Genomic DNA, 26,480 nt, shown 5'->3' with positions numbered 1-26,480 from the left:
AGCCGGAGTCAGGGGTCCTGCTCCCGCGAGACGCTACCGCCCGAGCCGAGCCATGGGGAGTCCGCGATGACCGAATCCGACCTGCCGGTGGTGCAACTCACCCCCGGCCGCTGGGGCGATCCCGCACACCCGGTAACCCTCCCACCCGCCGCCCTGCAAGCCCTCAAGCACCTGGGCGTCCGCCGCCCGGGCGCCACCACCGCACCTGCTGATCGGTCCGGGCTCACAAAAGAGGTGAGTGAGCTTTTGGTCGAGTTGCTTGGTGGTGAGTTTGTGAAGACGGATCTGGGTACGCGCTGGGGGCACACGCGCGGGTACTCGACGACTGATCTGCTGCGGCATCGAGCCGGTGATACCGCGGACATGCCCGCTGCTGTGGTCTATCCGGGATCACATGACGACGTACAGGCTCTGCTTACGGCTTGTTCTGAGCACCGCGTTGCGGTGGTTCCGTACGCCGGTGGGACGTCTGTGGTCGGCGGGTTGGCGCCGAAGGGGACGGCGTTCATCGCCGTAGACCTGCGCAGGCTCGATCGGCTGGTGGAGCTCGACGAGGTGTCCCGTACGGCGACGATCGAGGCGGGCGTTCGGGGTACGGCGGCGGAGGCGTTGCTCGCGGAGCGCGGGTACACCCTCGGTCACTTCCCGCAGTCCTATGAAGGCGCGAGCATCGGCGGCTATGCGGCGACCCGGTCGAGCGGTCAGTCGTCGGCTGGATACGGACGCTTCGACCAGATGGTGGTCGGTCTGACAATGGCGACGCCGCGCGGCACGATCCGGCTCGGTCGCGCGCCGATGTCGGCGGCCGGACCGGACTTGCGGCAGTTGGTGCTCGGCTCCGAGGGCACGCTCGGCATCATCACCAGCGTCGTACTGCGGATCAGGCCGCGCCCGGTCGAGCGGGTCTTCGAGGGCTGGCGGTTCGGCTCCTTCGACGAAGGCCTGACCGCGATTCGCCGGCTCGCGCAGGACGGACCGCTGCCGACCGTGCTGCGGCTCTCGGACGAGGCGGAGACGGCAATCAACCTCGCCGACCCGGACGTCCTGGGCGGCGGGTCGGGCGGCGTACTGGCGATCGTCGGCTTCGAGGGTGAGCACACCGAAGTACGGCGTACTGGGGTGGGCGCTGTCTTGAGCGGAGCCGGTGGGGCGGCGTTGGGCGAGGGGCCGGGCGAGATCTGGCGAGAAGGGCGGTACCGAGCGCCGTACCTGCGTGATCCCTTGTTGGACGAGGGTGCGTTGGTGGAGACGTTGGAGACCGCGGGCTTCTGGTCGACGCTGCCGGCGCTCAAGGCAAGAGTCACCGAGGCGCTGGTTGCCGCGTTGAGCGAGCTCGGCACGCCGCCGATCGTGCTCTGCCATGTCTCACACGTCTACGAGACGGGCGCTTCGCTGTACTTCACCGTCATCTGCGCGCAGACCGACGAGCCGATCGCCCAATGGCAGCAGGCGAAAACCGCTGCGAGCGCGGCGATCGTCGCCGCGGGTGGGACGATCAGCCATCACCATGGTGTCGGCACGGACCACAGAAGCGCGTACGCCGAGGAGGTCGGCCCGCTCGCCATCGAAGCCCTTCAGGCGGTCAAGCAGGTACTCGACCCGCACAACATCCTCAACCCCGGCATCCTCATCCCACCCGCGCCCAACCCGACACCCTGACCCACCCGAGATCACAGCAAACCGCTGCCCCCGCACCCGAAGTGATCACCGGCGTCGCTGGGTCCGGCGAAGATCGGCCGGTGTCGCTCGCCCCGCCGAGATCACCCCGGCGTTGCTCACTCCGTCTGGGTCAGCCCCGACGTCAGCCCGGGGCGCCGCCCCCACCCGGGGTCAGCGGGGGTTAGCGGAGGGCTAGGAGTGCTTTGTGGGTTGCGGCGAGGAGTTGGTTTCCTACTGCTTGGACGCCGCCGCGGCAGATGACCTCCGCCGGTAGCGCGACCTGGCGGTAGCCCGTCTCGTCGATCACGTCCAGCAGACAGTGGTCCTTCGCCTCCAGGTCCGGGACCATCGCCACTCGGGCATCGGTCGTGACGGCGACCCGCTGACCCGCTTTGACCGGGGCAGTCCGCTGCCAGACGACCCTCCGGTCGCGGCGTTGAGCACTGTGACCACTGTCTGGGTGTCTTTGGCCGCAACCGGACAGTCCAGCAGCACCAGTTTGTCGCCAGCCACCGTCACCCTGGTGCCGCAAGCCCAGTTCGACGGCACCTCCCATCGCCACTTCACCGTGCCGGTGCGCGGTTCCACCCCGACCAGGGTTCCGCGCATCTCGCCCTCGGAGCGCCCGTCCCGCTCGGTCCAGACGATCAGACCGCCAACCGCCATCGGTTGCTCACCGAACCAAGGGCTCGGGCGACTCCACAGCTTCTTACCGGTCTTCAGGTCCAGAGCCGTCGTTTCGTTGTGCCGCTCACCGCACTGCCGGTCGAGCAAGGCCAGCGCGGTATCGGCTGTTGCGATGGCGTCGATGGTCGTGCACCGGCCGGGCTCGAAGGTCCACCGGTCGTTGCCGTCGAGGTCCACCCCGCGAAGTTTGTCCGAGCCCTTGCCGACCTGCTCGCCGGTCAGCAAGGGGTCGGCGGACAGGAGGTCATGGTCGCGGGTCCCGCTTGGCCAAGCCTGCCGCTTTCCCGTGGCGGCGTCCAGAACCAGGTAGCCGACATCGTCGAAGTTGGCGATCAGCAGTTGTCCGTCGGCTGTGGCAGCCAGTTCGGGTGTGCCGTCGGAGTCGGATCGCGAGTAGCGCCAGCGTTGCTCGCCGGTCGCCGGGTCGAGCATCACGACAGTACCCGTCTCGCTCGCGATGGCGATGCCGTGTTTGGTACTGACGGATCTGCGGACGGCGTCGGCGCTGTACGAGATCGGCCGGCTGACCCAGGCGATACCGCCGGTCAGTTCGGACCGTGCAGGGATGCCGACCGGGGCGTCTGATCCGGTCAGGTGTTCGTTGGCGCCCAGCAGATAGGCACGGTGGATCGGCTCGGCGACGAAGACCACCCCGCCGACGATGACGGCCAGCGTCGTCACCACGGACAGCAGCTGTCCCCGATTGAATTCCGGCCGGGGATGGCGGGCGACCGGCCAGCACGAGGCCAGCGCGGCAAGGCCTGCCACGAGTAGCAAGACGGCCGAGATCATCAGCAGCGGAACCCGATCGCCGACACCGGTCGAGGGCGTCTTGGCCGGCACCAGCACCCAGGTGGTGATCAACGCGGCCAGACCGGCGACCACCACGGCGCCGCTGACGACTCTGGCCGTGCGGCCGACTCGAGGTGCGAACCGGATGAAGAGCGGTACCGTGCACAACTCCAGCACACAGAGCACGCCAGGGAACCACGCGGAATCGGAGCTACTCGGAGACCGCCAGGAGGAGTGGGCCGCTCCGTAGGCAGCCATGGCCGCGAGAAGCGGGCTGAACACGGCCGCCGCGATCAAGGCCGCTCGCTGCCAACCTCTCCAGGGCGCCGGAAGCGCGCCGTCCAGCACGGCCAACTCCCTGGTCAGGTTGGCGCGCGCCATCGAGTCGAACCGCTCCCGGCCGAGCTGGGTCCGGTAGATCGGTCCATCGAGCAGCTCCCGCACAGCGGTGAGTCGCTGCTTGATCGCCGTACTGCGATCCCCGGCGTCGCCGGCATCCCGGGCGTCGCTGGCATCCCCGGCGTCCCTGGCACCCTCAGCGTCGCTGCCGTCCCAGGCGTCGCTGGCACCCTCAGCGTCGCTGCCGTCCCAGGCGTCGCGGCGCAGCTCGGAGGCGTGTGTGGCGTAGTTCGTAGCGGCGTAGCTCGCGTTGACCGCATCGAGCAGGACCTGGGCATTCGCGTCTTGAGCGGCAGGACTCGATGCGCCGGTCAGCCGGACAAGCCGGGCGACCTCGGCGACTCGGGCCGAGCTCACGCCGTACGCCGGAAGGCTGTCCTCGGCGAACTCGGCGGACGCCTCGGCATCCTCGGCGGGTTGGCCGCTGGGCTTGTGGACGGCTCGATGGAACCACACTGCGAGCCGTACGGCGACGGGGTCCGTGCTGAGTTGCTCCAGCGAATCCAGAGCGGCCAGGACCGCCTCCAGGTACTGGGGCCGGTAGGCCTTCCGGTCGGACGCGGTGTAGCGAGCGACCAGGTCGTCCGCCAAGGTCGCGGCGTCCGGGATCACGTCGTTCCAGCGGTCGCGAAGCGGCATGGGGACAAAGTTAAGGGGAGCACGGGTCGAGGACCGCGCGGCGTACCAGACCTCTATCCACAGTGGTATCAACACCTGTTGATAACTTGCGCGAATACGGTCGAACTATTGCGAACCGCTGTCGCCTTCCTTAAGGTGTGGCGAATTGTCCTCCGCCCCGAGGAAGGTGCAGTTCGATGGCTATCCCTCGTTTGGCCGCGTTTCTGGCGGTCGCCACCGGTACGGCCCTCGCCGGTACCGGTTTGTCAGCCACGGCGGTCCAGCCGCCAGCACGTCAAGCGCTCTCCCTCCAAGCCGTCGGCGCCTCCTTGCCGTTCACGATCCTCGAAGCGGAGAACGCCGCGACCAACGGCAGCAAGCTCGGCCCGAGCTACGCGCAAGGCACGCTCCCCGCCGAAGCCTCGAACCGGCAGGCCGTCACGCTCGCCACCGGCCAGTACGTCGAGTTCAGCGCGCCCGGCACGACCAACGCGATCAACGTCGCGTACTCCGTTCCGGATGGTCGCAGTGGCACCCTGTCGGTCTACGTCAACGGCCAGAAGCTCTCGCAGTCCCTGGCGGTGACGTCGAAATACAGCTTTGTCGACACGGGCTGGATCGCCGGGTCACGAACGCACAAGCTCTACGACCACGCCCGCTTGCAACTCGGCCAGACCGTCGGTGCCGGCGCGAAGATCAGGCTCCAGGTCGACGGTGAGAACACCGCCGGGCCGTACACGATCGACGACGTCGAGTTCGAGAACGTCGCCGGCGCGGCCGGACAGCCGGCCGGCTCGATCTCGATCACCGATCGCGGTGCCGACCCGAACGGCAGCAACGACTCCACCGGCGCGATCCAGAGCGCGATCGACAGCGCTCGGGGCAGCGGTGGAACCGTGTGGATCCCGGCCGGCCGGTTCCGCGTCGGCGGCACGATCAACCCCGACGGCGTGACGATTCGCGGCGCCGGGCGCTGGTACTCGACGTTGCTGAGCAGCCACCTGATCGACCGCCCGAACGGCGGCGGCAACGTGAAGCTCTACGACTTCGCGGTGATCGGCGAGGTGACCGAGCGGCACGACGAGTCGCCGGACAACTTCGTCAACGGCAGCCTCGGCCCGAATTCGATCGTCTCCGGCCTGTGGCTGCAACATCTCAAGGTCGGTCTCTGGCTCACCGGCAACAACGACAACCTGGTGGTCGAGAACAACCGCTTCTACGACCTGACCGCCGACGGGCTGAACCTGAACGGTACGGCGTACAACGTGCAGGTACGGAACAACTTCCTGCGCAACACCGGCGACGACGCGCTGGCGATGTGGTCGCTGCACGCGGCGAACCGCAGCAGCACCTTTGCCAACAACACGATCGTGCAGCCGACCCTGGCGAACGGCATCGCGATCTACGGCGGCACCGACCTGACCGTGCGGGACAACCTGGTGTCCGACACGAATGCCCTCGGCGGTGGGATCGCGATCTCCAACCAGTCGTTCGGTTCGCCGTTCTACCCACTGGCCGGCACGATCACGGTCTCCGGCAACACGCTGGTCCGCACCGGCGCGATGAACCCGAACTGGGGCCAGAACCATCCGCACGGCGCGATCCGAGTGGACGCGTACGACACGGCGATCAACGCGGCGGTCCGGTTCACCAACAACCGGCTGGTGGCCAGCCCGTGGTCCGCGTACCAGTTCGTCGACGGTGGCGGCGCCGGGCGCGCGGTGCAGAACGTGACGGTGGACGGTGGCTCGATCGAGGGCGCCGGCACTTTCGCCTTCCAGGCCGAGACGACTGGCTCTGCGTCGGTGAGCAATGTCAGCGCGAGTGGCATCGGACGGGCGGGCGTCTACAACTGTGCCTATCCGAGCGGCTCGTTCGCGCTGAATCGCGGGAGTGGCAACAGTGGCTGGGATTCCACCTGGAGTGGCTGTACCTGGGTGGAGCCGGGCGGCGGCAGTACCACGCCGCCGACGGGCAACCTCGCCGCCGGGCGCCCGGTGACGGCGACCAGTTCGGTGCAGTCGTACGTCGCGAGCAACACCGTGGACGGCAATGCCAACAGCTATTGGGAGAGCGCCAACAACAGTTGGCCGCAGTCGCTCACTGTCGACCTCGGAAGTAGTCAGAGCGTGAAGCGGCTGGTGCTGAAACTTCCTCCCAGTACGGCGTGGGGCACGCGCACGCAGACGATCGCAGTCCTGGGGAGCCCCGACGGATCGTCGTACGGCCAGCTGGCAGGGGCTTCCGGGCGCACCTTCGATCCGGGCTCGGGAAACACCGCGACCGTCACGCTGCCGAGCGCGGTGAGCACGCGGTACGTCCGGCTCACCTTCACCGCGAACACCGGCTGGCCCGCCGGGCAACTCTCTGAGTACGAGGTCTACGCCAACTGATCTCTGCTGTACTGAATAACCGGGGGTTCGCACGGGCGGGTGCGGACCTCCGGCCGGTTGGCCGGCAACGGGTCTTGACCTCAAGCTCGCTTGAGGTATGAGAGTGATGGGCATGACTCCCCACTCTCTGACTCGTCCTGTTGCTCTGATCACCGGCGCCTCCGCCGGTCTGGGACTGGCGCTGGCCCACGGGCTCGCCGACCGCGGCTGGGCGTTGATCATCGACGCACGCAGCGCGGACGCGCTCAAAGACGCCGCCGACGCACTCGCCGACCGGACGGACGTAGTACCGCTCGCCGGTGACGTCACTGATGCCGAACACCGGGCCGACCTGGTCGAGGCCGTCGGCGAACTCGGCCGGCTCGACCTGCTGGTGAACAACGCGAGCTACCTCGGCCCCAGCCCTCTCCAGCGGTTGGCGGCTGCGGACCTCGACGAACTCCGTCGCGTCTACGAGGTCGACGTGATCGCGCCGATCGCATTGACCCAGGCGCTCATCCCCGAACTCACCGCCGCAGCCGGCACCGTGGTCAACATCAGCTCCGACGCCGCGGTCGAGGCGTACGAAGGCTGGGGCGGCTACGGCTCGGCGAAGGCAGCACTGGATCACGCGAGCCGGGTGCTGGCCGCCGAGCACCTCGACATCGTCGTGTACGCCGTGGACCCGGGCGACCTTCGTACTGCGATGCACCAGGCCGCGTTCCCCGGCGAAGACATCTCGGACCGGCCCGAGCCGGCGTCCGTCGTACCGGCGTTTCTCCAGTTGCTGGATGCCCGGCCGGCCAGCGGGCGCTACCGGGCGGCGGAATTCGCGCCGGCGGTGGCCTCGTGAAGGTTCATCCACAGACCCGATTCACCTTGCCCGACGCGCTGAACGCGGCCGAGCCGCCGGAAGCGCGCGGGCTGGCAAGGGATCAGGTGAAGCTGCTGGTCGCGGAGGGGTCGGCCATCACGCATACGCGGTTCGATCGGCTCGGTGATCACCTGCGGGCTGGAGATCTCCTGCTGGTCAACACTTCCGGCACGCTGCCCGCTGCAGTGGACGGCACCTGGATCAGCGGCTCGGGGGTTGCGCCGGTGGTCGTGCACTTCTCCACAGCGCTCGACGACGGCACCTGGGTGGTCGAGCTGCGCAACGGCGATTCCCCCTTGTTCGACGGGGCTGTCGGCGATCGCGTCGAACTGCCCGAAGGAGTGCTCACCCTGCTGGCGCCGTACCAGGCGGAGCAGAATCGCTTGTGGCGCGCGAGACCGCCGGTGCAGGACGTGGTTGGCTACCTCGGCCGACACGGACGGCCGATCACGTACAAGTACGTCGGCAAGCGCTGGCCGCTCCCGCTCTACCAGACCGTGTTCGCCCGCGAGCCCGGAAGCGCGGAGATGCCCAGTGCGGCAAGGCCGTTCAGCTTCGAACTCGTGAGCCATCTCGCGGCAGCCGGCGTCCTGATCGCGCCGATCCTCTTGCACTGCGGCGTTTCCTCGCAGGAGAGCCACGAACCACCCCTGCCCGAGCGGTACGACGTACCGGAGCACACCGCTCGCCTGGTGAACTGGGTGAAGGCGAACGGCGGCCGCGTGATCGCCGTCGGAACCACGGCCGTGCGGGCGATCGAGTCGGCCGCCCGCGCGGACGGTTCAGTGACCGCCGCTCACGGCCGGACAGACCTCGTCCTGGGGCCGGATCACCCGGCCCGCGTGGTCGACGGGCTGATCACCGGGATGCACGCCCCGGAGGCGTCGCACCTGCTGCTACTGGAGTCCGTTGTCGGAGCCGAGGTGGTCCAGCGGGCCTACGACGCCGCCCTCGAGCGCAGTTACCTCTGGCACGAGTTCGGCGACGTCTCCCTGCTGCTCCGGGACCGGTAGCGCCGGGGGCTCGTTCCCGGGGCGGGCACGTTTGTCCACCGCGCGCGGGCTCACCGGAGCCACCACCTCACCGAGTGGACCGCGGCTCCGGGGCAAAGCTGGGCATGCGTCATGTCGAGTCCTTCACCTGTTCGGTCCCCCGTCGGGACGTCATCACTTGTGACGACTCAGCTGTACCCCATGTCATGCACAGGCCTCGGACCGAATCCGAATTGTGGCCTAGGCCAAATGATTCAACTCTGAACCGCCCGGCCCGCAAGGCAGTTTCAGCCGGTGGTGATCCACTTCCAGGTGGCCGGCAGGGCCTCGTCGAGTGGGGGCAAGTGGTGATGCCACTTCAGCTCCCACTCGAGCGAAAGCCAGTACGGCGTACCGTGCAACGCCTGCATCAACTCACCGATCGGGTAGTCGCCGGTGCCGATCGCGACCGGCTTGAAGCCCTGGGTGGAGTCGCTGTCCTTGATCTGGACGAAGTCGATCCACGGCCGGAGGAGTCCGAGCGCCTCGGCCGGGGTCTCGCCGTGGCTCCAGGTGTGCGCGCTGTCCCAGATCACCTTGGTGTTGTGTCCCGGCGACTCGGCGTCGAGCAGCGCGCACAAGGCGGCCATCCTGCGGCCGGCCGAGTGCGAGTCGTGGGTCTCCAGGAAGATGTGGACGTCCTTCGGCGCAGTCGTGACGCGATCGAGGGCGCGCAGCTCGCCGGGGGTCGGGCCGTCCGTCGTACGAGCGGGATCGTCACCGGTCGGATCGTCACCGGTCGGATCGTCACCGGGGAAGACGCGGACGCCGCGGGCGCCGAGGTCGGCGGCGAGTTCGAGATGCGCTTCGAGGGGTTGCTCCTCGACCGCGCAGAGCCGCACGTAGCTGCTGACCGCGAGGATCTCCAGTCCGGCGTCCTCGATCCGGTTGCGCAGCGTACGCCGTTCGATCGGGCTCAGCCCGACATTGGTGAACTCGTCTTCAGCAGCCCGGAGTTCCAGCCCGCCGATGCGGTTGCGTCGGGCGAGGTCGAGGACGTGGTCGAGCGATGCGCCCGCACACCCGAGAGTGGAGAAGGCGAGGTCGGTCATACCCAGCGGCGGCGGGGAACGGTCCGGGGAGCGGTGGTTTCGGAGTCGTCCGTGGCCGGCGGCTGGGCCGGCTCGTAGGAGTACGGCGTCTGCTGCTGCTCGGTTGCCGGCTGCTCCGGGGTATGGGTGCTGTAGTCCGTAGCGCCGTACGTCTCGGGGGTGTAGTTCGGGCTGCACGACTCGTAGCTCTCGGTGCCGTAGTCCGTGTAGGAGCTCTGCGAGTACGACGCGTCGTACGACGAGGTGTAGCTGTCATACGCCGGCGTGTGCGGCTCGCTCGGCTGGTAGCTCGTCTCCGGAGCGGTGTAGCTGGTCTCCGGCGTCGAGTACTCGTAGGTGGACGAGTAGTCCGTGCTGTACGACTCGTAGCTTGCAGCCGGGGCCTCGTACGCCGAGTAGGTCGTCTCTGGTGCGTAGGCGGGCTCCGGGGTGTAGCTGGTCTCCGGCGTGTACGCGGGCTCCGGTGAGTAGGACGGCTCCGGCCCGTACGACGGGACGGTCGGCAGCGGCTTCGACGGGGTCAGGTAGTCGTCGTCCTGCCCGTACCCGATGGTCGAAGGGCTGTCCACCGCGACCCGAGCGGCCCGGCGACCGGCGCGCGCAACAGGCTCGGGCGCGGGCTCCGGCTCGGGGGCGGCGGTCGGCTCCGACGGCGTGTAGTAGTCGGAGGACGAGGACTCGTAGGCGTACGGCTCGGCGTACGAGCTGGCCCAGGACGGCTCGCTGGTCCCGTACGACGTCGAGGTGTACGAGGTGTCGACCAGGGACAGCGAGGGCGGCGCGACCGTCTCGGCCTGCCAGCTCGGCACCGGCGCGGACAGCAGGTCGTCGCTCGAGGTGGTCGGCGAGGAGGTCGCCGTGGCCCAGCTCGGGCTGTCGAGTCCGGCCGCGGTCGGCTGGTACGACGGGGTGGCCTCTTCGACCGGGCTGGTCAGCGTGCCGGTGTCGTCACCCCACGCGTCGACCGGGCGGTAGTGCGGGTTGGCCGACGCCTGCTCCTGCCAGCTCTCCGCGACCGGCGCGAACGGGCTCCACTTCGGGGCCTCCTCGGCACCGCCGCCGGCCATCTGCAGGGCCGGCTCGGGCTGGCGCTCGAGCCGCAGGGCCGGCGGAACCGCGATGGGCTCGCTGATGGCCGGCTGCTCGGAGGTGTCGTCGTCGGCGTACGTCGGGACGGCGGTGAGCTTCGGCTCGCGCTGGTCCCACCACGGCACCCACTCGCGGCTGGTCTGCATCGCGTTGATCTTGCGGATCACGAAGGTGGCCGCGACCGCGGAGGCCGCGGTCAGGATCAGCGACGCCGTACCGGCCAGGGCGATGCCGCGCAGCGAGCCGACGGTGGCGTCCATCCACATCAGGAACCGGCGGATCACCACGTCGAACGCGAGAGCGCCGACCCAGGTGCACCACCACACCTTGGTGAGGAGAGGCTTCCTGAGCCGGCGCAGGTCGTCGGCGTACACGGGCGTCTTCGGATCGCTGGCGAGCCATACGTCGTCGACGATCTGCTTGGGATAGAAGAGGTTCGGTCCGGGGCAGAACCAGCTCGCGAGCACCCAGCCGTGACTGCGCCGGTGGTCGGCCTGGCAGAGCACCTCGGAGTTGACCCGCGCGCGCCACAGCCAGATCACGAAGACGACGGCGGCGGCGACGGAGACGAGCACGTTCGGGTACGCGGTGATCTTGGCGATGGCGTCGGCGCGATTGAGATCCGCGTCATCGACGTTCGGGCCGCCGCCCAGGTAGGTGTGGACCACCCCGTAGGTGTTCCAGTCGGACCAGGTCGCGAGCAGGTGCGTCACCGTGGACGCGCCGAGCAGCGCGATCGCGATCCGGCCGATCCTGTCGACCGGTTGGAACTCTTCGGCGGCGTGCGATTGCCACACTTCGGGCTCTTCGGCAGCGGACAGCACTGCTGGTTGCGGGTGGCTCACGTCTTGCGTCCCTCGCGTTGCTGGAACTCCGTCTGTTCGGCGTTTCGATCGAATCCTGCCCCCGCGTGACCGAGCCACATTGATACCACGAAGTAAGTACGAGTGTGGAGTCGGTGCCAGCACAGAGGGTATCGACTTAACGAGTTCTTTTCGTACGCCCATCACCACTTGTAACGAGCGATTGAACCGTCCGTGACGGGTTTCCTTTACCGGGCAGCTTCTCCGCCCGGCCTCACCGACCCGGCGCGCCGAACGGCGGTGGCGCCTGATCGGCGGCCCACCACGGCGTCCACGGGCGGCTGATCTGCAGGTCGTTGATGCGCTTGATCAACATCATGGCAAGCACCGCCGCGGCCGTTGTCGCAACTGCAGAGATGCTGGACAGTACGGCGTTCGTCCGCACCTCACCGAGCTGCGGTACGCCGTCCAGCGTGCTCCGCTGCGCCACGTTGCCGAGGACCAGCCCGACCACCCAGGTGATCCACCACGCCCAGACCAGCCGGGTGCCCGGGACGGTGCGCAGGCTGACGGTGTGCGGCGAGGTCCGCGGATCGCTGGCGGCGACGATGTCGTCGACCACCCACTTCGGGTACCAGAGGTTCACCACCGGGCAGATCCAGCTGCCCAGCACCCAGCCCCTGGTCAGCCGGTGCTCGCCGCGGCAGAACATCTCCGCGTTCCACCGGACCCGCCAGAGCCAGACGATGAACACCACGGCGGCCGCGAACAGCGCCAGCGCCGAGACGATGCCCGTCGAGCCGGAGATCAGGTCGGCCTCGGCCAGCTTCGCCTCGTCACCCGGGTACGCCTTCAGCACGGCGTACGAGTTCCAGTCGGCCCACGCGGAGGCCCAGCTCGCCACCGTGTCGACACCGATCAGGATCGAGGCGCTGAGCCCCATCGCCTGCTCGGAGGTGAACCAGCGGTCCATCGGCGGCGGTTGCGGCACCCGCTGCGCCCCGGCCGGCACCCGCTCGCCGTACGCCGGTACGTCGTACGGATTCGGCTCGTACGCCGAGGGACCGGTCACCTGCACCCCTGTCGCCAGGCCCGGCGCCAGGGATGAGCGGCCGGGCGATGTCCGCCCTTGTGCGGCGGGGAAATCAGAAATAGCACAACCGGGCGTAGCCGGGCGAGAACCATGCGTGTCGATGGCGCGCCGGGTAGTGCGTCCACCCCGGTTCCCCGTGGCGCGGGCGGCGAAAACTGTCGGTGCCGGGGCGGAGAATCATGGGTGTTGAGGCAGAAAGGACGACCCATGCGCTGGTCCGTGATCGATTCGCCCATCGGTGACCTGTCCCTGGCCGTGGACGATGTCGGGTTGTGCCGGTTGCGGATGGGAACGGCCGAGGTCGAGCCCGGGATCGTCCGCGACAAGGTGCTGCTGCTGGCGCAGGAAGAACTCAAGGCGTACTTCGCGGGCGAGCTGACCGAGTTCTCGATTCCGCTGTCGGTGCCGGGCGGGTCGGAGTTCGAGCGCGCCGTCTGGCAGCAGCTCCGCCGGATCCCGTACGGCGAGATGCAGACCTACGGCGAGGTGGCCAAGATCGTCGGCGACGCCGGGGCCGCCCGCGCGGTCGGCGTGGCCTGCAACCGGAACCCGATCGCCGTCGTCGTGCCGTGTCACCGGGTGGTCGGCGCCGGCGGCAAGATGGTCGGGTTCGGCGGTGGGATCCCGCGCAAGCGCCACCTGCTCGAGCTCGAGGCCCGGGTCAGTTTCGAAACACTGTGGGGTTAGTGAAAGGCTCTCGTCCGCGGTGAGCCCGCGGCGGTCTAACATCACCACGCGTAGCGCCGGTACTACGCACTGCCCCCACCGCTCCGACCCCCTGCCCCGGAGACGAACGAGATGACCCAGACCCCGTCCGACTCATCGCCCAACCCCGACCTGAGCGATCTGATGGACAAGAGTGCCGAAGAGTGGTCGGCGCCCGAGATCCAGGACGCCGCACGGTCGGCGATGCAGCTGCATGCTCCCGATCGTGAGCCGCTGACCTGGATCAAGCGCTTCGGTGTCGTGCCCTGGCTGCACCGCAACGACGCCGTCTGCCGCGAATGCGGCGGCACCTACCCCTGCATAACCCACCGCTACGCGACCCAGCTGCTCTCCGCAGGTCGAATCACGACCACTCGCCCACCAGCCGAAGACGAGGACACCCCCAGCTCCGACCAGACCACCACCTGAGCCGAACGCCCCAGCCCTACCGGCCGAGGCTCTCGCCAACCGAGCCCAAGACCAGCCGCGGCTCTCCGACCCACCTGAGCCTCGACCAACGAGGTCTGGACCCACCGAGGCCTTCGGTCAATCGAAGCCGAAGGTTCCTGACATGACGAAGGCCGCGAGTCCCCGAGGGGGTCGCGGCCTTCGCCGTTGCGGTCGGTAAGGCTCAGGACTCGGACGGCTTGGTGCTGTTCGAGCCGGTGGACCGGCGCGGGGCTCCGGTCGCCTTCTTCGCGGCACCGTTCGAGGCGGAGACGTCGGTCTTGGCCTCGTCGGCCTTCACCTCGGCCTTGTCCTCGGTGCTGCTCTCGGTCTTGGCGTCGGTCTGCGCATCGGTCTTGCCGTTGGCGGCGGCGACGTTGGCCGCGCCTTCCGCGGCGGTCGGCGCGGTGCCGGCCGGCTTCTCGGCGGCGGGACGGGTCGTCGTACCGGCCGGGGCCGAGCTGTAGTCGCGGCCGCTGGTCGGGGTCGACTGCCAGGCCGGCTCCGGCGGGGTGAGGAGCTTCTTCACCGCCGCGGCGGCGAGCGCCCCGAAGCCGAGGAACAGCACCACCTTGCGCAGCTTGTGGCTCTTCTTCGGTACGTCGATCTCACCCTTGAGCGCGGCCTTGGTGGCCTTGCCCCGACGAGACGTCTCCTCCATCACCGGCTCGGCCGCGGCCGCCAGGGTGGCCAGTGCGGCGGTCACCTTCGGCAGGACGTCGTCGTTGAACCGCTCACGCGCCTTCTCGGCCGCGTGCTCGGTGGCCGGACCGACCTTGCTCAAGGCGTCGTCGATCACCGGGCCCGCCTTCTCGACCGCGGCATGCGCGAGGGTGGCGCCGCGCTCGACGGCCTTCTCGGCGTACGGCGACACCTTCTCCCGTGCGGTGCCCACGGCCGGCGCGACCCGTTGCGATGCCGATTCGGCGAACGGCCGGACCCGGTCCTTCGCGGACTCGACCCGGCCCTTGGACTTCAACAAACCCACGGTTCCTCCTCGGCGGCGCCCCGTCGCTGACGCCTGACTTACTGGCCCATCGGCGACATGGACGACCTGGTACGGCTCTGGACATTTCCGGCTTCGTCTGCATCGTACGTCGTACCCAGGCGATAAACGCTCCAGGCCGACCCGGACCCACCCCTGGTCCTGCGGAAACCGCTGACCGGCGCCTCGATGCGGGTCCGGTTGGCGTCGCATGACAGGATCGATGCGTAAGCCGTAACCGATGAGGAGTATCTCGTGGCCGAAGAACTGTTCGCGACGCTGCAGACGACGAAGGGCGACGTCGTCATCAAGCTGTTCCCCGATCACGCCCCGAAGACGGTGCAGAACTTCGTCGGCCTGGCCGAGGGCACCAAGGAGTGGACCGACCCGCAGACGGGTCAGCCGAGCCACGAGCGGTTCTACGACGGCCTCGGTTTCCACCGGGTGATCGACGGGTTCATGATCCAGGGCGGCTGCCCGCTCGGCACCGGCACCGGCTCGCCGGGCTACTCCTTCGACGACGAGATCCACCCGGAGCTCCAGTTCGACCGCCCGTACCTGCTGGCGATGGCGAACGCGGGGATCCAGTTCGGCAAGGGCACCAACGGCTCGCAGTTCTTCGTGACCGTGGTCCCGACCCCGCACCTGAACCGCAAGCACACCATCTTCGGCGAGGTCGTCGACGACGACTCCAAGAAGGTCGTGGACGCGATCGCGACCGCGAAGACCGCGCCGGGCGACCGGCCGATCGAGCCGATCGTGATCAACAGCGTCAAGATCGAGCGCAAGACCGTCTGATTCAGCCACCGGCCGGCCGCTACCGCGCCCGGCCGGTGAACTAGTGCGAAGGACCACGGCGTGACCGACACCGTCTGCTACCGGCACCCGGATCGGCCCGCCGGGGTCCGATGCCAGCGTTGTGACCGGCCGATCTGCCCGGCCTGTATGAACAGCGCATCCGTCGGGTTCCAATGCCCGTCCTGCTTCACCGAAGGCGTCCGCTCGGTGCCTCGCACCCGGACGTCACTGGGCGGCATCCAGCGCGGCAACCCGCAGATCGTCACGATCAGCATGCTGGCGCTGAACGTGCTGGTGTTCATCGCCGTCCGGACCGGCAGCCCGCGCGTCGTCAGCGACCTGGTGCTGGTCCCGGTCCTGGTCGATTCCGAGCCGTGGCGACTGCTGACGTCGGCGTTCACGCACGTGCAGATCTTCCACATCTTCTCGAACCTCTTCATGCTGTGGCAGCTCGGCCCGCCACTGGAGCAGATGCTCGGCCGGCTCCGGTTCGCCGTGCTGTACCTGCTCTCCGCGCTGGGCGGTGGCGTCGCGGTCTGGATCCTTGGCGCCCCGGGCAGCGCGACGCTCGGAGCCTCCGGCGCGGTGCTCGGCCTGGTCGGCGCACTGCTGGTGATCAGCAAGGCCCGCGGCCTCGACATCACCTGGATCCTGATGTACGTCGCGGTCACCGCGGTGCTCTCGTTCGCCATCCCGAACGTCTCCTGGGAAGGACACCTCGGCGGCTTCGTCGTCGGCGCCGCGGTCGCCTGGCTCTTCCTCCAGGACACCAAGCGCCGCCAGAACAAAGCGCGCGTCTAGCCAGGCCTGCCACCGCGGCTGGCCGGGCTCCCACCGCATCCAGCCGGGCTGCCACCGCATCCAGCCGAGTCGTCGCGGCTAGCCGCGTTCCTCGCTGAGCTCGGCGAGGCGTTGCCGCAGCGTCGCGCGTTCGGCCGCGTTCTCGGTGAAGGTAAGTGCTTCCTCGTAGGCGGAACGCGCCTCCCGGTCGCGCCCGAGCCTTCGCAGGAACTCGCCGCGAGCGACAGCGGCGTACGGATAAGTTGCGAGCTGAGGCTCGGTGGCCAGTTCCTCGAGGGCGGCCAGTCCAGCCTCGGGTCCGGCCGCGAATCCCTTGGCCACCGCGCGGTTCAGCGCCGCCACGGGAGAAGGCTGGCGGGCGAGCAGTACGTCGTACAGGCCGACGATCTCTGACCAGTCGGTGGTCTCCCACGACGGCGACTCGGAGTGGACGGCGGCGATCGCTGCCCGTACGGCGAATTGCCCGGCCGGCCCGCGTCGCAAGGCTCGGCGTACCAGGGCCTGCCCTTCCCGGATGGCCGCTTGATCCCAGCGGCCGCGGTCCTGATCGGCCAAGAGAACAGGCCTGCCGGTGGTATCGAGCCGTGCCGCGCGACGGGCGTCGGTGAGCAGCATCAGCGCCAACAGCGCCGTGACCTCTGGGTCGGTGGGGAGGAGTTCGGTGAGCATCCGGCCCAGGTCGAGGGCGCGGGAGATCAGTTCGGTGTTCATCAGGTCGGGGCCGTTGGGGGCGACGTGTCCGGTGGTGAACAGCAGGTCGACCACGGTCAGCACCGTGCCGATGCGCTCGGTCAGATCCACGGCATCCGGGATCCGGTACGGGATCCGCGCCACCGCGATCTTCTTCTTCGCCCGGGTGATCCTCGCCGCCATCGTGGATTCGCTGACCAGGAACGCCCGGGCGATCTCAGCGGTCGTGAGCCCGCAGACCAGCCGGAGCGTGAGCGCCACCTGTGCCTCGGGTGCGAGCGCCGGATGGCAACAGGTGAAGATCAGCCGCAGCCGTTCGTCCGCGATGTCTTCGCTGTCCGACGGTCCGTTCGCGACCTCCTCGTCGGCAAGCAGTGGGAGCGCCGCGCGGAAGGACGCCTCGCGCCGGATCAGGTCGATCGCTCGGTTGCGTGCCGTCGTGGTGAGCCAGGCGCCCGGTCGCGCCGGAATCCCGGTCGCCGACCAAACCGTGAGCGCCTTGGCGTAGGCGTCCTGGACACACTCCTCGGCCAGGTCCAGATCGCGGGTGACCCGGGCCGTCGCCGCGAGGACGAAAGCCCACTCCTTGCGGTGCGCGAGCGCCACCGCTTCGGCGACGGCCGGGTCGTCTGTCATCTCAGTGCATCGGCCGTACTTCGACGGCAGCGTCGCCCACCTTGCCGAAGTACGGCAGCTTCTTCGCGACGGCCAGCGCCTCGTCCAGAGTCGCCACGTCGATGATGTAGTAGCCGCCCAGGGCTTCCTTCGTCTCGGCGTACGGGCCATCGGTCAGCAGGAAGCCGCCTTGGCCGTCCTCCCGGACGACGGTCGCGGTCGACGACCGTTGCAGGTGGCCACTGCCGACGATGACGTCCTTGTGCTCGCGGGCGAACGCCTCGTGTCCCTCGTCGTGGGCCCGGTGGACCTCGGCGGAGGCGGCGTCGTAATCGGCCTCGTTGTCGTGGATGAGCAGCAAATATCGAGCCATGGTCGTTGTCCTTTCGTATGGGCTGTTCACATGGCCGACGAACGGCGCGAGCCCGTAATCGACAAGGTGGCCGGTCAGTTCAGGGCGTGCCGGTGAGGTAGCGGGTGATCGTCGGGCTCAGCCAGGCGACCGCTTCGGTGCGAGTGAGGGCTGCGATCGGTTCGAGTTCCAGGACGTAGCGGCAGAGGGCGAAGCCGAGTGCCTGGGTGGCGACCAGGCCGGCTCGCGTCGCGATGGTGCCGGCGTCGGCGGGGTCGGTCAGGCGAGCGATCATCGGGCCGAGTTGGCCGGCGAACAGTTCGCGCATCCGGTCGGCGGCGACCGGGTTGGTGACGCTGGCGCGAAGCAGGGCCTTGAGGGACTCGTCGTCCTCCCAGCGGTTGAGGAAGTGGTTGATCAGCGCCGCTCCGGCCTCGTCGGGCGGGAGGGCGCTGAGGTCGGGCAGCCGCAGGTCGAACTCGGCCGCCGCGGCGAAGAGCTTCTCCTTGTTGCCGAAGTAGCGCATCACCATCGCCGGATCGATCGCCGCGTCGGCCGCGATCGCCCGGATGGTCGCCCGCTCGTACCCGTCAGCCGCGAACCGCTCCCGAGCCGCCGCCAGAATCGCCGCCCGACTCCGCTCCGACCGCCGCCCACCCCCTGCGTCCGCCAGGGCCTCAGCCTGCGTCTTCTCCGTCATGGGACCACCGTAGGTCAACAAGTGTTGACTTGGGAAGCGGAGCAGTTCTAGAGTGAAGTCAACAAGCGTTGGCCAACGGATGTTGACCTGGAAGGAGTGGGAAAGATGAACGGAATTCCGGAGCGGACCGAGGTGCTGGTGGTGGGTGCCGGACCGGTCGGACTGGCAGTGGCGGCCTCGCTCGCCGCCCACGGTCGTGACGTCACTGTCGTGGACCGGCAGGCGGCCGGTGCGAACACCTCGCGCGCCTCGGTCATTCACCCGCGCACGCTGGAGATGCTGGAGGAGCTCGGCGTCTCGAAGCGCCTGACTGAACTCGGCCGCCCCGTCGAGCAGTTCAACATCGCCGACGGCGACCGCACCCTGGTCCCGATCCGCTTCGACCACCTGCCGACCGAGTACCCGTACGTCCTGATGATTCCGCAGAGCACCACCGAGCAGGTCCTGCTGGAGCGCCTCGAGGAGCTGGGCGGCAAGGTCCACCGCCCGTACGTCGCGTCGGGCGTCCGCCAGACAAAAGACGGCGCCGAGGTGACGCTGGAGAGCGGCGAGGTGATCCAAGCGCAGTACGTCGTGGCGGCGGACGGGATGAACAGCCGGATCCGCGATCTCGCCGGACTGGGCTTCACCGGCGGCGACGACGTCTTGCCGCTGAACTTCACCCTCGCCGATGTCCGCGTCGAGGGCGGCCTGCCGCCGGACGAAGTACTGCTGTACTTCTCGCGCCCCGGCATGCTCGTCGCCGCTCCCCTGCCCGACGGCTCCTTCCGTCTGGTCGCCGAGGTCGACGACGCACCGGAGCACCCTGACGTGACGTACGCGCAGCGGCTGCTCAACGCACGCGGCCCGCAGCAGTCGACGGCCCGGGTGACCGAGGTGGTCTGGGGATCGCGCTTCCGCATCCACGAGCGGGTGGCCGACCGGTACCGCGACCGGCGCATCGTCCTGGCGGGCGACGCCGCCCACACCCACAGCCCCGCCGGCGGTCAGGGCATGAACCTCGGCCTCCGCGACGCCGTCACGCTTGGCAACGCGCTCGCCGAAGCTCTCACCACCGGCAACGAGGACGGTCTGGACGCCTACGCGACCGAGAACCGCGCCGAGGCGGTTCGCGTCGTCTCGCTCGCTCACCGGTTGACCCGCCTGGCCACAGCACCTTCCGTACTGCGACCCGCCCGCAACGCGGGTCTTCACCTGCTCTCCTACCTGCCCGGCTTCCGCAGGACCCTCGCCGAGCAGCTCTCCGCACTCGGTCACCGCTGACCGAGCGCGACTGTTTCCCCGCACACATCGCCGAACGGCTTCCAAGGGGATCGCAAGGGCCCTACGCTCCAGTTACCCATTGCGATAGCCTCACTACTGGAGGTCACCGTGTCCCATCCCGCCCGATGGCACCGACTCATCCCCTTGGCGATAGCGGCGGTGCTCGCCGTCGGTGCCGCCTCAGGGGCAGGCAGCCAGGTCCAGGCTGCTGCACCACCCGACCACAAGGCCCAGGCCTACGCGAACGCCGAGCTGATCCAGTTGCTGCGGGTCAGCACCCCGACCGCCGCGGACAAGAAGCGGCTGAACACCCTCGACCTCGATCTGGCCGAGTCGGCCGGCAAGAACTTCGTCGACCTGGTTGCCTATGGCAATCATGACCGACAGCTGCTGCAACTCGCCGGATTCCGCTGGACCGTGATCGAGGACGACCTGGTCGGCGCCGACAAGGCGCGCGAGGCCGCCGACGCGGCGTACGCGAAAGCCGTCAAGAACAAGGCGATCAAGGCGACCTTGCCGAGCGGGCGTACGGCGTACCGGCAGCTCGCCGACTACAACAACGAGCTCGCGGCGCTGGCGACGCAGTACCCGACGAAGGTCAAGCAGTTCACGTTGAAGAACACCTCGCTCGAAGGCCGCACGATCCGCGGGATCGAGGTCAGCCACGACGTCAACACCAGCAACGGCAAGCCGGTGTTCCTGATGGTCGGACTCCATCACGCGCGGGAATGGCCGTCCGGCGAGCTGACGATGGAGTTCGCCTACGACCTGCTGAAGAACGACGGCGTGGACGCGCGGATCACCAACATCCTGGAGAAGTCGCGGGTGATCTTCGTACCGGTGGTGAACCCCGACGGCTTCAACCTGAGCCGCACCCTCGGCTACGAGATGAAGCGGAAGAACTGCCGCGTCACCGACGGGCAGATCCCCACCAGCGGCCAGTGCGCACAGTCGGCGAACCAGTCGAAGGGCACCGACCTGAACCGCAACTACTCCGGCTTCTGGGGTGGTCCCGGTGCGTCCAGCAGCCTGACCTCCGAGACGTACCGCGGTGCGAGCGCCTTCAGCGAGCCGGAGTCGCGCAACATCCAGGCCCTTGTCTCGGCGAACCAGGTGACCACCCTGATCACCAACCACACCTACTCGAACCTCGTACTCCGGGAGCCGGGCTACGCGGGCGCCGGCAACACCCCGGACGAGGCGATCTACAAGTCGCTCGGCGACCAGATGGCCGCCCAGAACGGGTACACGAGCCAATTCAGCTACGAGTTGTACGACACCACCGGCACGACGGAGGACTGGTCGTACTACGCGACCGGTGGGCTCGGATTCACGTTCGAGCACGGCGCGAACAGCTTCCACCCGGCGTTCTCGAACGTGGTCAACTACTACTACGGATCGGGCAGTACGGCGGGCAAGGGCAACCGGGCCGCGTTCCTGCTCGCGGCGGAGAGCGCCATCAACCCCGCGAGGCACTCGATCATCACCGGAACCGGTCCGGCCGGCGCCGTACTGCGGTTGAAGAAGTCGTTCAGCACCAAGACGTGGAACGGCACCAGCCTGCCCGACGTGCTGGACACCACGATGGTCGTGCCGGCAGGCGGCACCTACACCTGGCACACGAACCCGTCGACCCGGCCGAGCGTCGTACAGCAAGGCGGGACCGAGGCGTGGACGCTGACCTGTGAGCGGCCGACCGGTCAGGTGCTCGAGACCCGGCAGGTGACGGTGGCCCGTGGCGCCAGTGTCACGGCGAACCTGGCGACCTGCGCGGCGGTCTTCTAACCGCCGGTCGATTCCCGGATCGTCAACGTGTACGGGACGGTGAGGTCGCGGCGGTCGGCCTCACCGGTGCCGGCGATCCGGTCGAGCAGCAGCGCGACCGCGTTCTCGGCCAGCCATTCCTTGTCGGCGGAGATCGTGGACAGCGACGGCGAGTGGTACCGGCCGTCCTCGATGTCGTCGAAACCGATCACGGCGACGTCCTCAGGTGCCGACAGGCCGGCATCGGTCAGCGCCCGGAGTGCGCCGATCGCCATCAGGTCGTTGAAGCAGAAGACGGCATCGGGTGGTTCGGGGAGGGCCAGCAGTTCGCGCATCGAGGCGGCGCCGTCCTCGCGGTGGTAGCCGGAGCCGCCCACCTCCAGCGCCGGGTCCAGTTCCAGGCCGGCCGCCTTGAGCGCCTTGCGATATCCCTTACGGCGTACGGATCCGGTCCCCGCGCCGCCGCCGACCCCGATCGCGGCGATCCGGCGCCGGCCGATCGAGACCAGGTGCATGGTCGCGTCGAAGGAGGCCTGCACCGAGTCGACCGCGACGTGGTCGAAGGTGCCTCCGGGGTGCCGCTCGCCCAGCAGCACCAGCGGTTTGGCGGTGTCGGCCGAGGTGATCCGGGCCGGGGCGGTGGTGATCGGCGAGAAGATGATGCCGTCGATCAACTGCCCGCGCATCCCGTCCAGGACGAGCTTCTCGGCGGCGGCCTCGCCCTCGGTCTGGTCGATCAGCACCGTGATGCCCCGCTTCTTGGCGGCCCGGCTGATCGCGGCGCCGAGCTCCGCGAAGTACGGCGAGGCCATCTCCGGGACGGCCAGCGCGATGAAGTCGGAGCGGCCCTTGCGCAGCGAGCGGGCGCTGACGTTCGGGGTGTAGTCGAGTTCGGCGATCGCGGCCTCGACCTTGGCCCGGGTCCGCGCGGTGATGTGCGGGTAGTCGTTGATGACGTTGGACACCGTCTTCACCGAGACGCCGGCCCGTGCGGCCACATCGCTCAGCCTGGTCGCCATCGGTTCTCCCCTCACACCCGGTTGTCGCCTGAGTCTGTCATGTGAGCTCTTTACAGGTGATGTCAATCGTTGAAAAACTCCGGGTTAATCGTTGTAAAGGCTATCCAGGAGGATTTGTGCCTCGTCTCGCGGTCGACCCCTCGTTCGTGGTCGGAGCCCTCGACCGGCGGCTGTTCGGCTCGTTCGTCGAACACATGGGCCGCTGCGTCTACACCGGCATCTACGAACCGGGTCACGCCGCCGCCGACGCCGACGGCTTCCGCGAGGACGTGCTCGCGCTGGTCCGCGAACTCGGTGTCACCGCGGTCCGCTACCCGGGCGGCAACTTCGTCTCCAACTACCAGTGGGAGGACGGGGTCGGCCCGAAGGAGGAGCGGCCGCGCCGGCTGGACCTGGCCTGGCGGGCGATCGAGCCGAACCAGTTCGGCACCGACGAGTTCGTCGCCTGGTCCCGCAAGGCGGGCGTCGAGCCGATCTGGGCGGTCAACCTCGGTACCCGCGGGATCACCGAAGCGGTTCAGTTGCTGGAGTACTGCAACCTCCCGGGCGGCACCGAGCTGCCGGACCGGCGGGTCCGCAACGGCAGCAAGGAGCCGCACGGCATCAAGGTCTGGTGCCTGGGCAACGAGATGGACGGCCCCTGGCAGATCGGCCACAAGACCGCCGAGGAGTACGCCCGGCTCGCCGAGGAGACCGCGAACGCGATGCGCCGGGTCGAGCCGGACCTGGAACTGGTCGCCTGCGGCTCCAGCAACGCAGGGATGCCGACCTTCGGCGACTGGGAACGTACCGTGCTCGAGCGCACCTACGACCTGGTCGACCACATCTCCCTGCACGCGTACTACGAACCGAAGGGCGGCGACCAGACCAGCTTCCTGGCCAGCGCGGAGGGGATGGACCGGTTCATCGATTCCGTCGTCGCCACCGCCGACCACGTGAAGGCGCTCAAGCGCAGCGACAAGGCGATCACTTTGTCGTTCGACGAGTGGAACGTCTGGCGCCAGCAGGACTTCCCCGGCGAACTCGGCCTCGGCATCCGCGAGGTGAGCCCGCTGATCGAGGACGTCTACACCGTCGACGACGCGATCGTGGTCGGCAGCCTGCTGATCACCTTGCTCCGGCACGCCGACCGGGTGAAGATCGCCTGCCTGGCCCAGTTGGTGAACGTGATCGCGCCGATCCGGACCGAGCCCGACGGCCGTGCCTGGCGGCAGACGATCTTCCACCCGTTCGCGCTGACAGCGAAGTACGCCGGCTCCAAGGTGCTGCGGACCGAGATCGCGGGGGGCCCCGAGGTGGAGACCACGCAGTACGGGCGGGTGCCGGCGTTGTGGAGCACCGCGACGTACGAGGAGAGCACCGGTGAGGTGGCCGTCTTCGTGGTGAACCGGAGCGAGACGGACGCGATCGACTTCGAAGTACCGGTGTTCGACGGGCATCGGCTCGTCGAGCACCTCGCGCTGTACGACGACGACCGGACTGCCGTGAACACCGCCGATGATCCCGATCGCGTGGTCCCGCGCCAGGTCGCCGAGACAAATGTTGCCAACGGCATCTGCACCGCCACGCTGCCGCCCGCGTCGTGGCACCTGATCAGGCTCGCACCGACTGACTGACGCCCACCAGCAGAGAGGACCCGCCCGTGCCTCCGAGACGATTCCTAGCCGCAGCACTCGCCGTCGTCGCGATCACCGCCGGTACTACGGCGGCCGTCGCCGCACCGAACCCGGCTTCGCCGACGACCACCCTCAACCCCATCTCGTCGTCGTTCGCCGACACCTTCGCGGACCCGTCGATCATCCAGGGCCGCGACGGCTACTGGTACGCCTACGCCACCTCCGACCCACTCGTTGCCGGCGGCCCCTTCGGGCTGATGCACATGGCCAGGACGAAGGACTTCGGCTCCTGGGAGTACCTCGGCACCGTCTTCACCGACACGACCAAGCCCGCCTGGGCCGCCCCCGGCTCGTTCTTCTGGGCACCGGACATCCGGTACTTCGGTGGCAGGTACGTCATGTACTTCACCGTCACCGACACCCTGGCCAACCCCGGCGGCGATCCGGCGATCGGCGTGGCCACCGCGCCGACGCCGGCCGGTCCGTGGACCGCGACCGATGCGCCGGTGGTCGCCCCGAAGCCCGACGGCAACGGTGGCTTCTTCGGCACGATCGACCCCGCGATGCTCACCGCGGCCGACGGCAAGCGGTACCTCTACACCGGCGGGTTCTACGGCGGCATCTCCGTCACCGAACTGTCCCCCGACGGCCTGCACTCGGTCGGTACGCCGACGCAGGTGACCGTCGGCGACCGCTACGAGGGCTCGTACGCCGTCTACCGCGACGGCTGGTACTACCTGATGGGCTCGTCGATGAACTGCTGCGCGGGCCCGACCACCGGGTACTCCGTCTTCGCGGGCCGGTCGCGATCGCCGCGCGGGCCGTTCGTCGACGCGACCGGCGCCTCGCTGAACGAGTCCCGGGTCGGTGGCACCACGGTGATCACCCAGAACGGCAACAAGTGGATCGGCCCCGGCCACCACGCGTTCATCACCGACGCGGCCGGGCAGGACCACATCGTCTACCACGCGATCGACCGCGGTACGCCGTGGCTGACCGACCCGTTCGGGATCAACCGCCGGCCGATGCTGATCGACCGGATCGACTGGATCGACGGCTGGCCGCGGACCCGCGCGGGCCTTGGACCGTCGGACACACCGCAACCCGCGCCGGTCACCGGGTCTGCTGCAGGAATCGACTCGACAGATCCCGCGGCCGGACTGTGGGGTGCAGCCAGGCAACCTGGTGACTCGCTTGGTGGACCTGACGCTGCGATCCGTGGGGTCGCCGTCACCCGCCAGTCCGCGCCGGGTGGATCGGTGCGAGTCGAGGCGGACGTGAAGCTGGGCAGCAGCTTCACCACAGTGCTTGGCGGCTCTGTGGTCGCGACTGTGAGCGGTAGCAAGATCCGGGTGCTCGCTGGTGGTCGTAGTGCGAGCGCGACGCTCCCTGCCGACTTCGATCGCAGCCAGTGGAACAAGCTCAGCGTGCAGGTGCTGGGCAACACCGTGACCGTCCGGGTCAACGACGCCGGCCTGGGCGACCTGTACGCCGAGGCGCAACTCGTCGTACCGGGGTTGAAGGTGCGATCGGCTCCGGTGAGTTGGCTGGGGTCGGCGGAGCTGGACAACCTGACGGTGCGAGCTGTGGCTCAGCCGGTGCGACAGCTGGCCGCAGTACCGGAGACTGGGAAGTTGCTGGCCGGGGACGAGTTCGACGGGCCTGGTCTGGGTGCCGGCTGGAGCTGGGTGCGGCCGGACAGTAAGGCAGTAGTTGCCGACGGCAAGTTGTCTTGGCCGGTGGAGAGTACCGACCTGGTCGGGTCGGCCAACAATGCCGGGTTGTTGTTCCACGAGACGCCGGCCGGGGACAGCTGGATCGCGGAGACGAAGCTGCACCTGGAGCTGGGCGAGGGCGACATCCGCAACTACCAGCAGGCCGGGATGATCGCGTATCTGAACGACGACGACTTCGCCCGGTTCGGCGACGTGTCGATCTGGAAGACGCGGCAGACCGAATTCGGCCGGGAGTTGGTGGCACGGGCGTCGGACGGCGCGACCAGTTACGGCGGTGCCGCCATCGGCCGGCCGGCACCGACGATGTGGATGCGACTGGCCTATCACCGCAACGCCGCCGGCGAGCACGTCTACCGCGCCGGCTCCAGCATCGACGGCAAGACCTGGACCTGGGGCGCCTCCTGGGCACTCCCGGCCGGCGTCACTCCGAAGCTCGGTCTCTACGCCCACGGCGACCAGACCGGCTCGACCCCACCGATCGCCACCTTCGACTACCTCCGCTTCTACGAAAGCAAGTGAC

22 protein-coding genes are annotated in these 26,480 nt (G+C 68.7%); 12 read left to right on the top strand and 10 right to left on the bottom strand.

Going from position 1 to position 26,480, the window contains the following annotated elements; genetic code table 11:
- Window positions 1–66: 66 nt before the first annotated feature.
- Entirely contained in the window at window positions 67–1,659 is a 1,593-nt protein-coding gene (locus tag DIZ26_RS23310) for an FAD-binding oxidoreductase (protein ID WP_112244975.1), read from the top strand.
- A gap of 181 nt (window positions 1,660–1,840) precedes the next feature.
- On the opposite strand, the gene DIZ26_RS38630 is transcribed toward DIZ26_RS23310, so the two are convergent.
- Window positions 1,841–1,966, bottom strand: coding sequence for a hypothetical protein (locus DIZ26_RS38630; RefSeq protein WP_269815402.1), 126 nt, complete (start codon window positions 1,964–1,966; stop codon window positions 1,841–1,843).
- Window positions 1,963–4,176: an outer membrane protein assembly factor BamB family protein gene (locus DIZ26_RS23305; RefSeq protein WP_232828538.1), complete on the bottom strand. Its 2,214-nt coding sequence runs from the start codon at window positions 4,174–4,176 to the stop codon at window positions 1,963–1,965. The genes DIZ26_RS38630 and DIZ26_RS23305 overlap by 4 nt, the downstream gene beginning before the upstream one ends.
- A 176-nt stretch (window positions 4,177–4,352) precedes the next feature.
- Between DIZ26_RS23305 and DIZ26_RS23300 the strand changes: the two genes are divergently transcribed.
- The 3 genes from DIZ26_RS23300 to DIZ26_RS23290 all read left to right on the top strand — a co-directional run bounded on the left by DIZ26_RS23300 (window position 4,353) and on the right by DIZ26_RS23290 (window position 8,414).
- A complete protein-coding gene (locus tag DIZ26_RS23300; RefSeq protein ID WP_112244973.1) occupies window positions 4,353–6,548 on the top strand; it encodes a discoidin domain-containing protein in 2,196 nt (731 codons plus the stop codon).
- A 112-nt stretch (window positions 6,549–6,660) separates the two neighbouring features.
- The gene (locus DIZ26_RS23295) at window positions 6,661–7,380 is read left to right on the top strand and encodes an SDR family NAD(P)-dependent oxidoreductase (RefSeq protein WP_112245448.1); all 720 of its coding nucleotides are present in this window, start codon (window positions 6,661–6,663) and stop codon (window positions 7,378–7,380) included.
- Window positions 7,377–8,414 (top strand): S-adenosylmethionine:tRNA ribosyltransferase-isomerase, encoded by a 1,038-nt coding sequence (locus tag DIZ26_RS23290; RefSeq protein ID WP_112244971.1) that lies wholly within the window; start codon window positions 7,377–7,379, stop codon window positions 8,412–8,414. The genes DIZ26_RS23295 and DIZ26_RS23290 overlap by 4 nt, the downstream gene beginning before the upstream one ends.
- Window positions 8,415–8,680: 266 nt before the next feature.
- Here DIZ26_RS23290 and DIZ26_RS23285 read toward each other — a convergent pair whose 3' ends face one another.
- From DIZ26_RS23285 to DIZ26_RS23275, 3 genes are all read right to left on the bottom strand, one after another.
- Window positions 8,681–9,484 (bottom strand): sugar phosphate isomerase/epimerase family protein, encoded by an 804-nt coding sequence (locus DIZ26_RS23285; RefSeq protein WP_112244969.1) that lies wholly within the window; start codon window positions 9,482–9,484, stop codon window positions 8,681–8,683.
- On the bottom strand, window positions 9,481–11,418 hold the full coding sequence (locus tag DIZ26_RS23280; protein ID WP_112244967.1) for a DUF4328 domain-containing protein: 1,938 nt from the start codon (window positions 11,416–11,418) through the stop codon (window positions 9,481–9,483). The genes DIZ26_RS23285 and DIZ26_RS23280 overlap by 4 nt, the downstream gene beginning before the upstream one ends.
- Before the next feature lie 232 nt (window positions 11,419–11,650).
- On the bottom strand, window positions 11,651–12,448 hold the full coding sequence (locus DIZ26_RS23275; RefSeq protein WP_232828537.1) for a DUF4328 domain-containing protein: 798 nt from the start codon (window positions 12,446–12,448) through the stop codon (window positions 11,651–11,653).
- A 228-nt stretch (window positions 12,449–12,676) separates the two neighbouring features.
- On the opposite strand from DIZ26_RS23275, the gene DIZ26_RS23270 reads away from it, so the two are divergent.
- Window positions 12,677–13,156, top strand: coding sequence for a methylated-DNA--[protein]-cysteine S-methyltransferase (locus tag DIZ26_RS23270; RefSeq protein WP_112244965.1), 480 nt, complete (start codon window positions 12,677–12,679; stop codon window positions 13,154–13,156).
- Between the two features lie 111 nt (window positions 13,157–13,267).
- Window positions 13,268–13,603 carry a hypothetical protein gene (locus tag DIZ26_RS23265; protein WP_112244963.1) on the top strand — a complete coding sequence of 112 codons (336 nt, stop codon included), beginning with the start codon at window positions 13,268–13,270 and terminating at the stop codon, window positions 13,601–13,603.
- A gap of 202 nt (window positions 13,604–13,805) precedes the next feature.
- Here DIZ26_RS23265 and DIZ26_RS23260 read toward each other — a convergent pair whose 3' ends face one another.
- Window positions 13,806–14,609: a DUF5324 family protein gene (locus DIZ26_RS23260; RefSeq protein ID WP_112244961.1), complete on the bottom strand. Its 804-nt coding sequence runs from the start codon at window positions 14,607–14,609 to the stop codon at window positions 13,806–13,808.
- Between the two features lie 252 nt (window positions 14,610–14,861).
- On the opposite strand from DIZ26_RS23260, the gene DIZ26_RS23255 reads away from it, so the two are divergent.
- The gene (locus tag DIZ26_RS23255) at window positions 14,862–15,404 is read left to right on the top strand and encodes a peptidylprolyl isomerase (RefSeq protein ID WP_112244959.1); all 543 of its coding nucleotides are present in this window, start codon (window positions 14,862–14,864) and stop codon (window positions 15,402–15,404) included.
- 60 nt (window positions 15,405–15,464) lie between these two features.
- Window positions 15,465–16,205: a rhomboid family intramembrane serine protease gene (locus DIZ26_RS23250; RefSeq protein ID WP_112244957.1), complete on the top strand. Its 741-nt coding sequence runs from the start codon at window positions 15,465–15,467 to the stop codon at window positions 16,203–16,205.
- Between the two features lie 78 nt (window positions 16,206–16,283).
- Here DIZ26_RS23250 and DIZ26_RS23245 read toward each other — a convergent pair whose 3' ends face one another.
- The 3 genes from DIZ26_RS23245 to DIZ26_RS23235 all read right to left on the bottom strand — a co-directional run bounded on the left by DIZ26_RS23245 (window position 16,284) and on the right by DIZ26_RS23235 (window position 18,562).
- Window positions 16,284–17,531 carry an RNA polymerase sigma factor gene (locus DIZ26_RS23245; RefSeq protein WP_112244955.1) on the bottom strand — a complete coding sequence of 416 codons (1,248 nt, stop codon included), beginning with the start codon at window positions 17,529–17,531 and terminating at the stop codon, window positions 16,284–16,286.
- Between the two features lies 1 nt (window position 17,532).
- On the bottom strand, window positions 17,533–17,883 hold the full coding sequence (locus DIZ26_RS23240) for a YciI family protein (RefSeq protein WP_112244953.1): 351 nt from the start codon (window positions 17,881–17,883) through the stop codon (window positions 17,533–17,535).
- A gap of 79 nt (window positions 17,884–17,962) precedes the next feature.
- A complete protein-coding gene (locus DIZ26_RS23235) occupies window positions 17,963–18,562 on the bottom strand; it encodes a TetR/AcrR family transcriptional regulator (protein ID WP_112244951.1) in 600 nt (199 codons plus the stop codon).
- A gap of 105 nt (window positions 18,563–18,667) precedes the next feature.
- On the opposite strand from DIZ26_RS23235, the gene DIZ26_RS23230 reads away from it, so the two are divergent.
- Together DIZ26_RS23230 and DIZ26_RS23225 are read left to right on the top strand one after the other, a co-directional pair.
- On the top strand, window positions 18,668–19,825 hold the full coding sequence (locus DIZ26_RS23230) for an FAD-dependent oxidoreductase (protein WP_112244949.1): 1,158 nt from the start codon (window positions 18,668–18,670) through the stop codon (window positions 19,823–19,825).
- A 108-nt stretch (window positions 19,826–19,933) separates the two neighbouring features.
- Window positions 19,934–21,610 (top strand): M14 family zinc carboxypeptidase, encoded by a 1,677-nt coding sequence (locus DIZ26_RS23225; RefSeq protein WP_157979791.1) that lies wholly within the window; start codon window positions 19,934–19,936, stop codon window positions 21,608–21,610.
- Here the strand turns inward: DIZ26_RS23225 and DIZ26_RS23220 are convergent.
- Window positions 21,607–22,608 (bottom strand): LacI family DNA-binding transcriptional regulator, encoded by a 1,002-nt coding sequence (locus DIZ26_RS23220; protein WP_112244945.1) that lies wholly within the window; start codon window positions 22,606–22,608, stop codon window positions 21,607–21,609. The two genes, DIZ26_RS23225 and DIZ26_RS23220, sit on opposite strands and share 4 nt — an antisense overlap.
- A gap of 116 nt (window positions 22,609–22,724) precedes the next feature.
- On the opposite strand from DIZ26_RS23220, the gene arfA reads away from it, so the two are divergent.
- Both arfA and DIZ26_RS23210 read left to right on the top strand, forming a co-directional pair.
- Window positions 22,725–24,224: an arabinosylfuranosidase ArfA gene (gene arfA, locus DIZ26_RS23215; RefSeq protein WP_198676244.1), complete on the top strand. Its 1,500-nt coding sequence runs from the start codon at window positions 22,725–22,727 to the stop codon at window positions 24,222–24,224.
- Window positions 24,225–24,250: 26 nt separating this feature from the next.
- Complete coding sequence (locus DIZ26_RS23210; RefSeq protein WP_112244942.1) at window positions 24,251–26,479, top strand: family 43 glycosylhydrolase; 2,229 nt, start codon at window positions 24,251–24,253, stop codon at window positions 26,477–26,479.
- Window position 26,480: the final 1 nt, after the last annotated feature.

It is taken from the genome of Kribbella monticola (assembly GCF_003261635.1).
GTDB classification, from domain to species: domain Bacteria; phylum Actinomycetota; class Actinomycetes; order Propionibacteriales; family Kribbellaceae; genus Kribbella; species Kribbella monticola.
This window is presented reverse-complemented; position numbering and strand designations above follow the sequence as displayed.

Bases quoted from the DNA above. Each gene is read 5' to 3' on its own strand.
- DIZ26_RS23310 (WP_112244975.1), top strand. From the start codon at position 67: ATGACCGAATCCGACCTGCCGGTGGTGCAACTCACCCCCGGCCGCTGG.
- DIZ26_RS23305 (WP_232828538.1), bottom strand. From the start codon at position 4,176: ATGCCGCTTCGCGACCGCTGGAACGACGTGATCCCGGACGCCGCGACC.
- DIZ26_RS23300 (WP_112244973.1), top strand. From the start codon at position 4,353: ATGGCTATCCCTCGTTTGGCCGCGTTTCTGGCGGTCGCCACCGGTACG.
- DIZ26_RS23295 (WP_112245448.1), top strand. From the start codon at position 6,661: ATGACTCCCCACTCTCTGACTCGTCCTGTTGCTCTGATCACCGGCGCC.
- DIZ26_RS23285 (WP_112244969.1), bottom strand. From the start codon at position 9,484: ATGACCGACCTCGCCTTCTCCACTCTCGGGTGTGCGGGCGCATCGCTC.
- DIZ26_RS23270 (WP_112244965.1), top strand. From the start codon at position 12,677: ATGCGCTGGTCCGTGATCGATTCGCCCATCGGTGACCTGTCCCTGGCC.
- DIZ26_RS23265 (WP_112244963.1), top strand. From the start codon at position 13,268: ATGACCCAGACCCCGTCCGACTCATCGCCCAACCCCGACCTGAGCGAT.
- DIZ26_RS23245 (WP_112244955.1), bottom strand. From the start codon at position 17,531: ATGACAGACGACCCGGCCGTCGCCGAAGCGGTGGCGCTCGCGCACCGC.
- DIZ26_RS23240 (WP_112244953.1), bottom strand. From the start codon at position 17,883: ATGGCTCGATATTTGCTGCTCATCCACGACAACGAGGCCGATTACGAC.
- DIZ26_RS23235 (WP_112244951.1), bottom strand. From the start codon at position 18,562: ATGACGGAGAAGACGCAGGCTGAGGCCCTGGCGGACGCAGGGGGTGGG.
- DIZ26_RS23230 (WP_112244949.1), top strand. From the start codon at position 18,668: ATGAACGGAATTCCGGAGCGGACCGAGGTGCTGGTGGTGGGTGCCGGA.
- DIZ26_RS23220 (WP_112244945.1), bottom strand. From the start codon at position 22,608: ATGGCGACCAGGCTGAGCGATGTGGCCGCACGGGCCGGCGTCTCGGTG.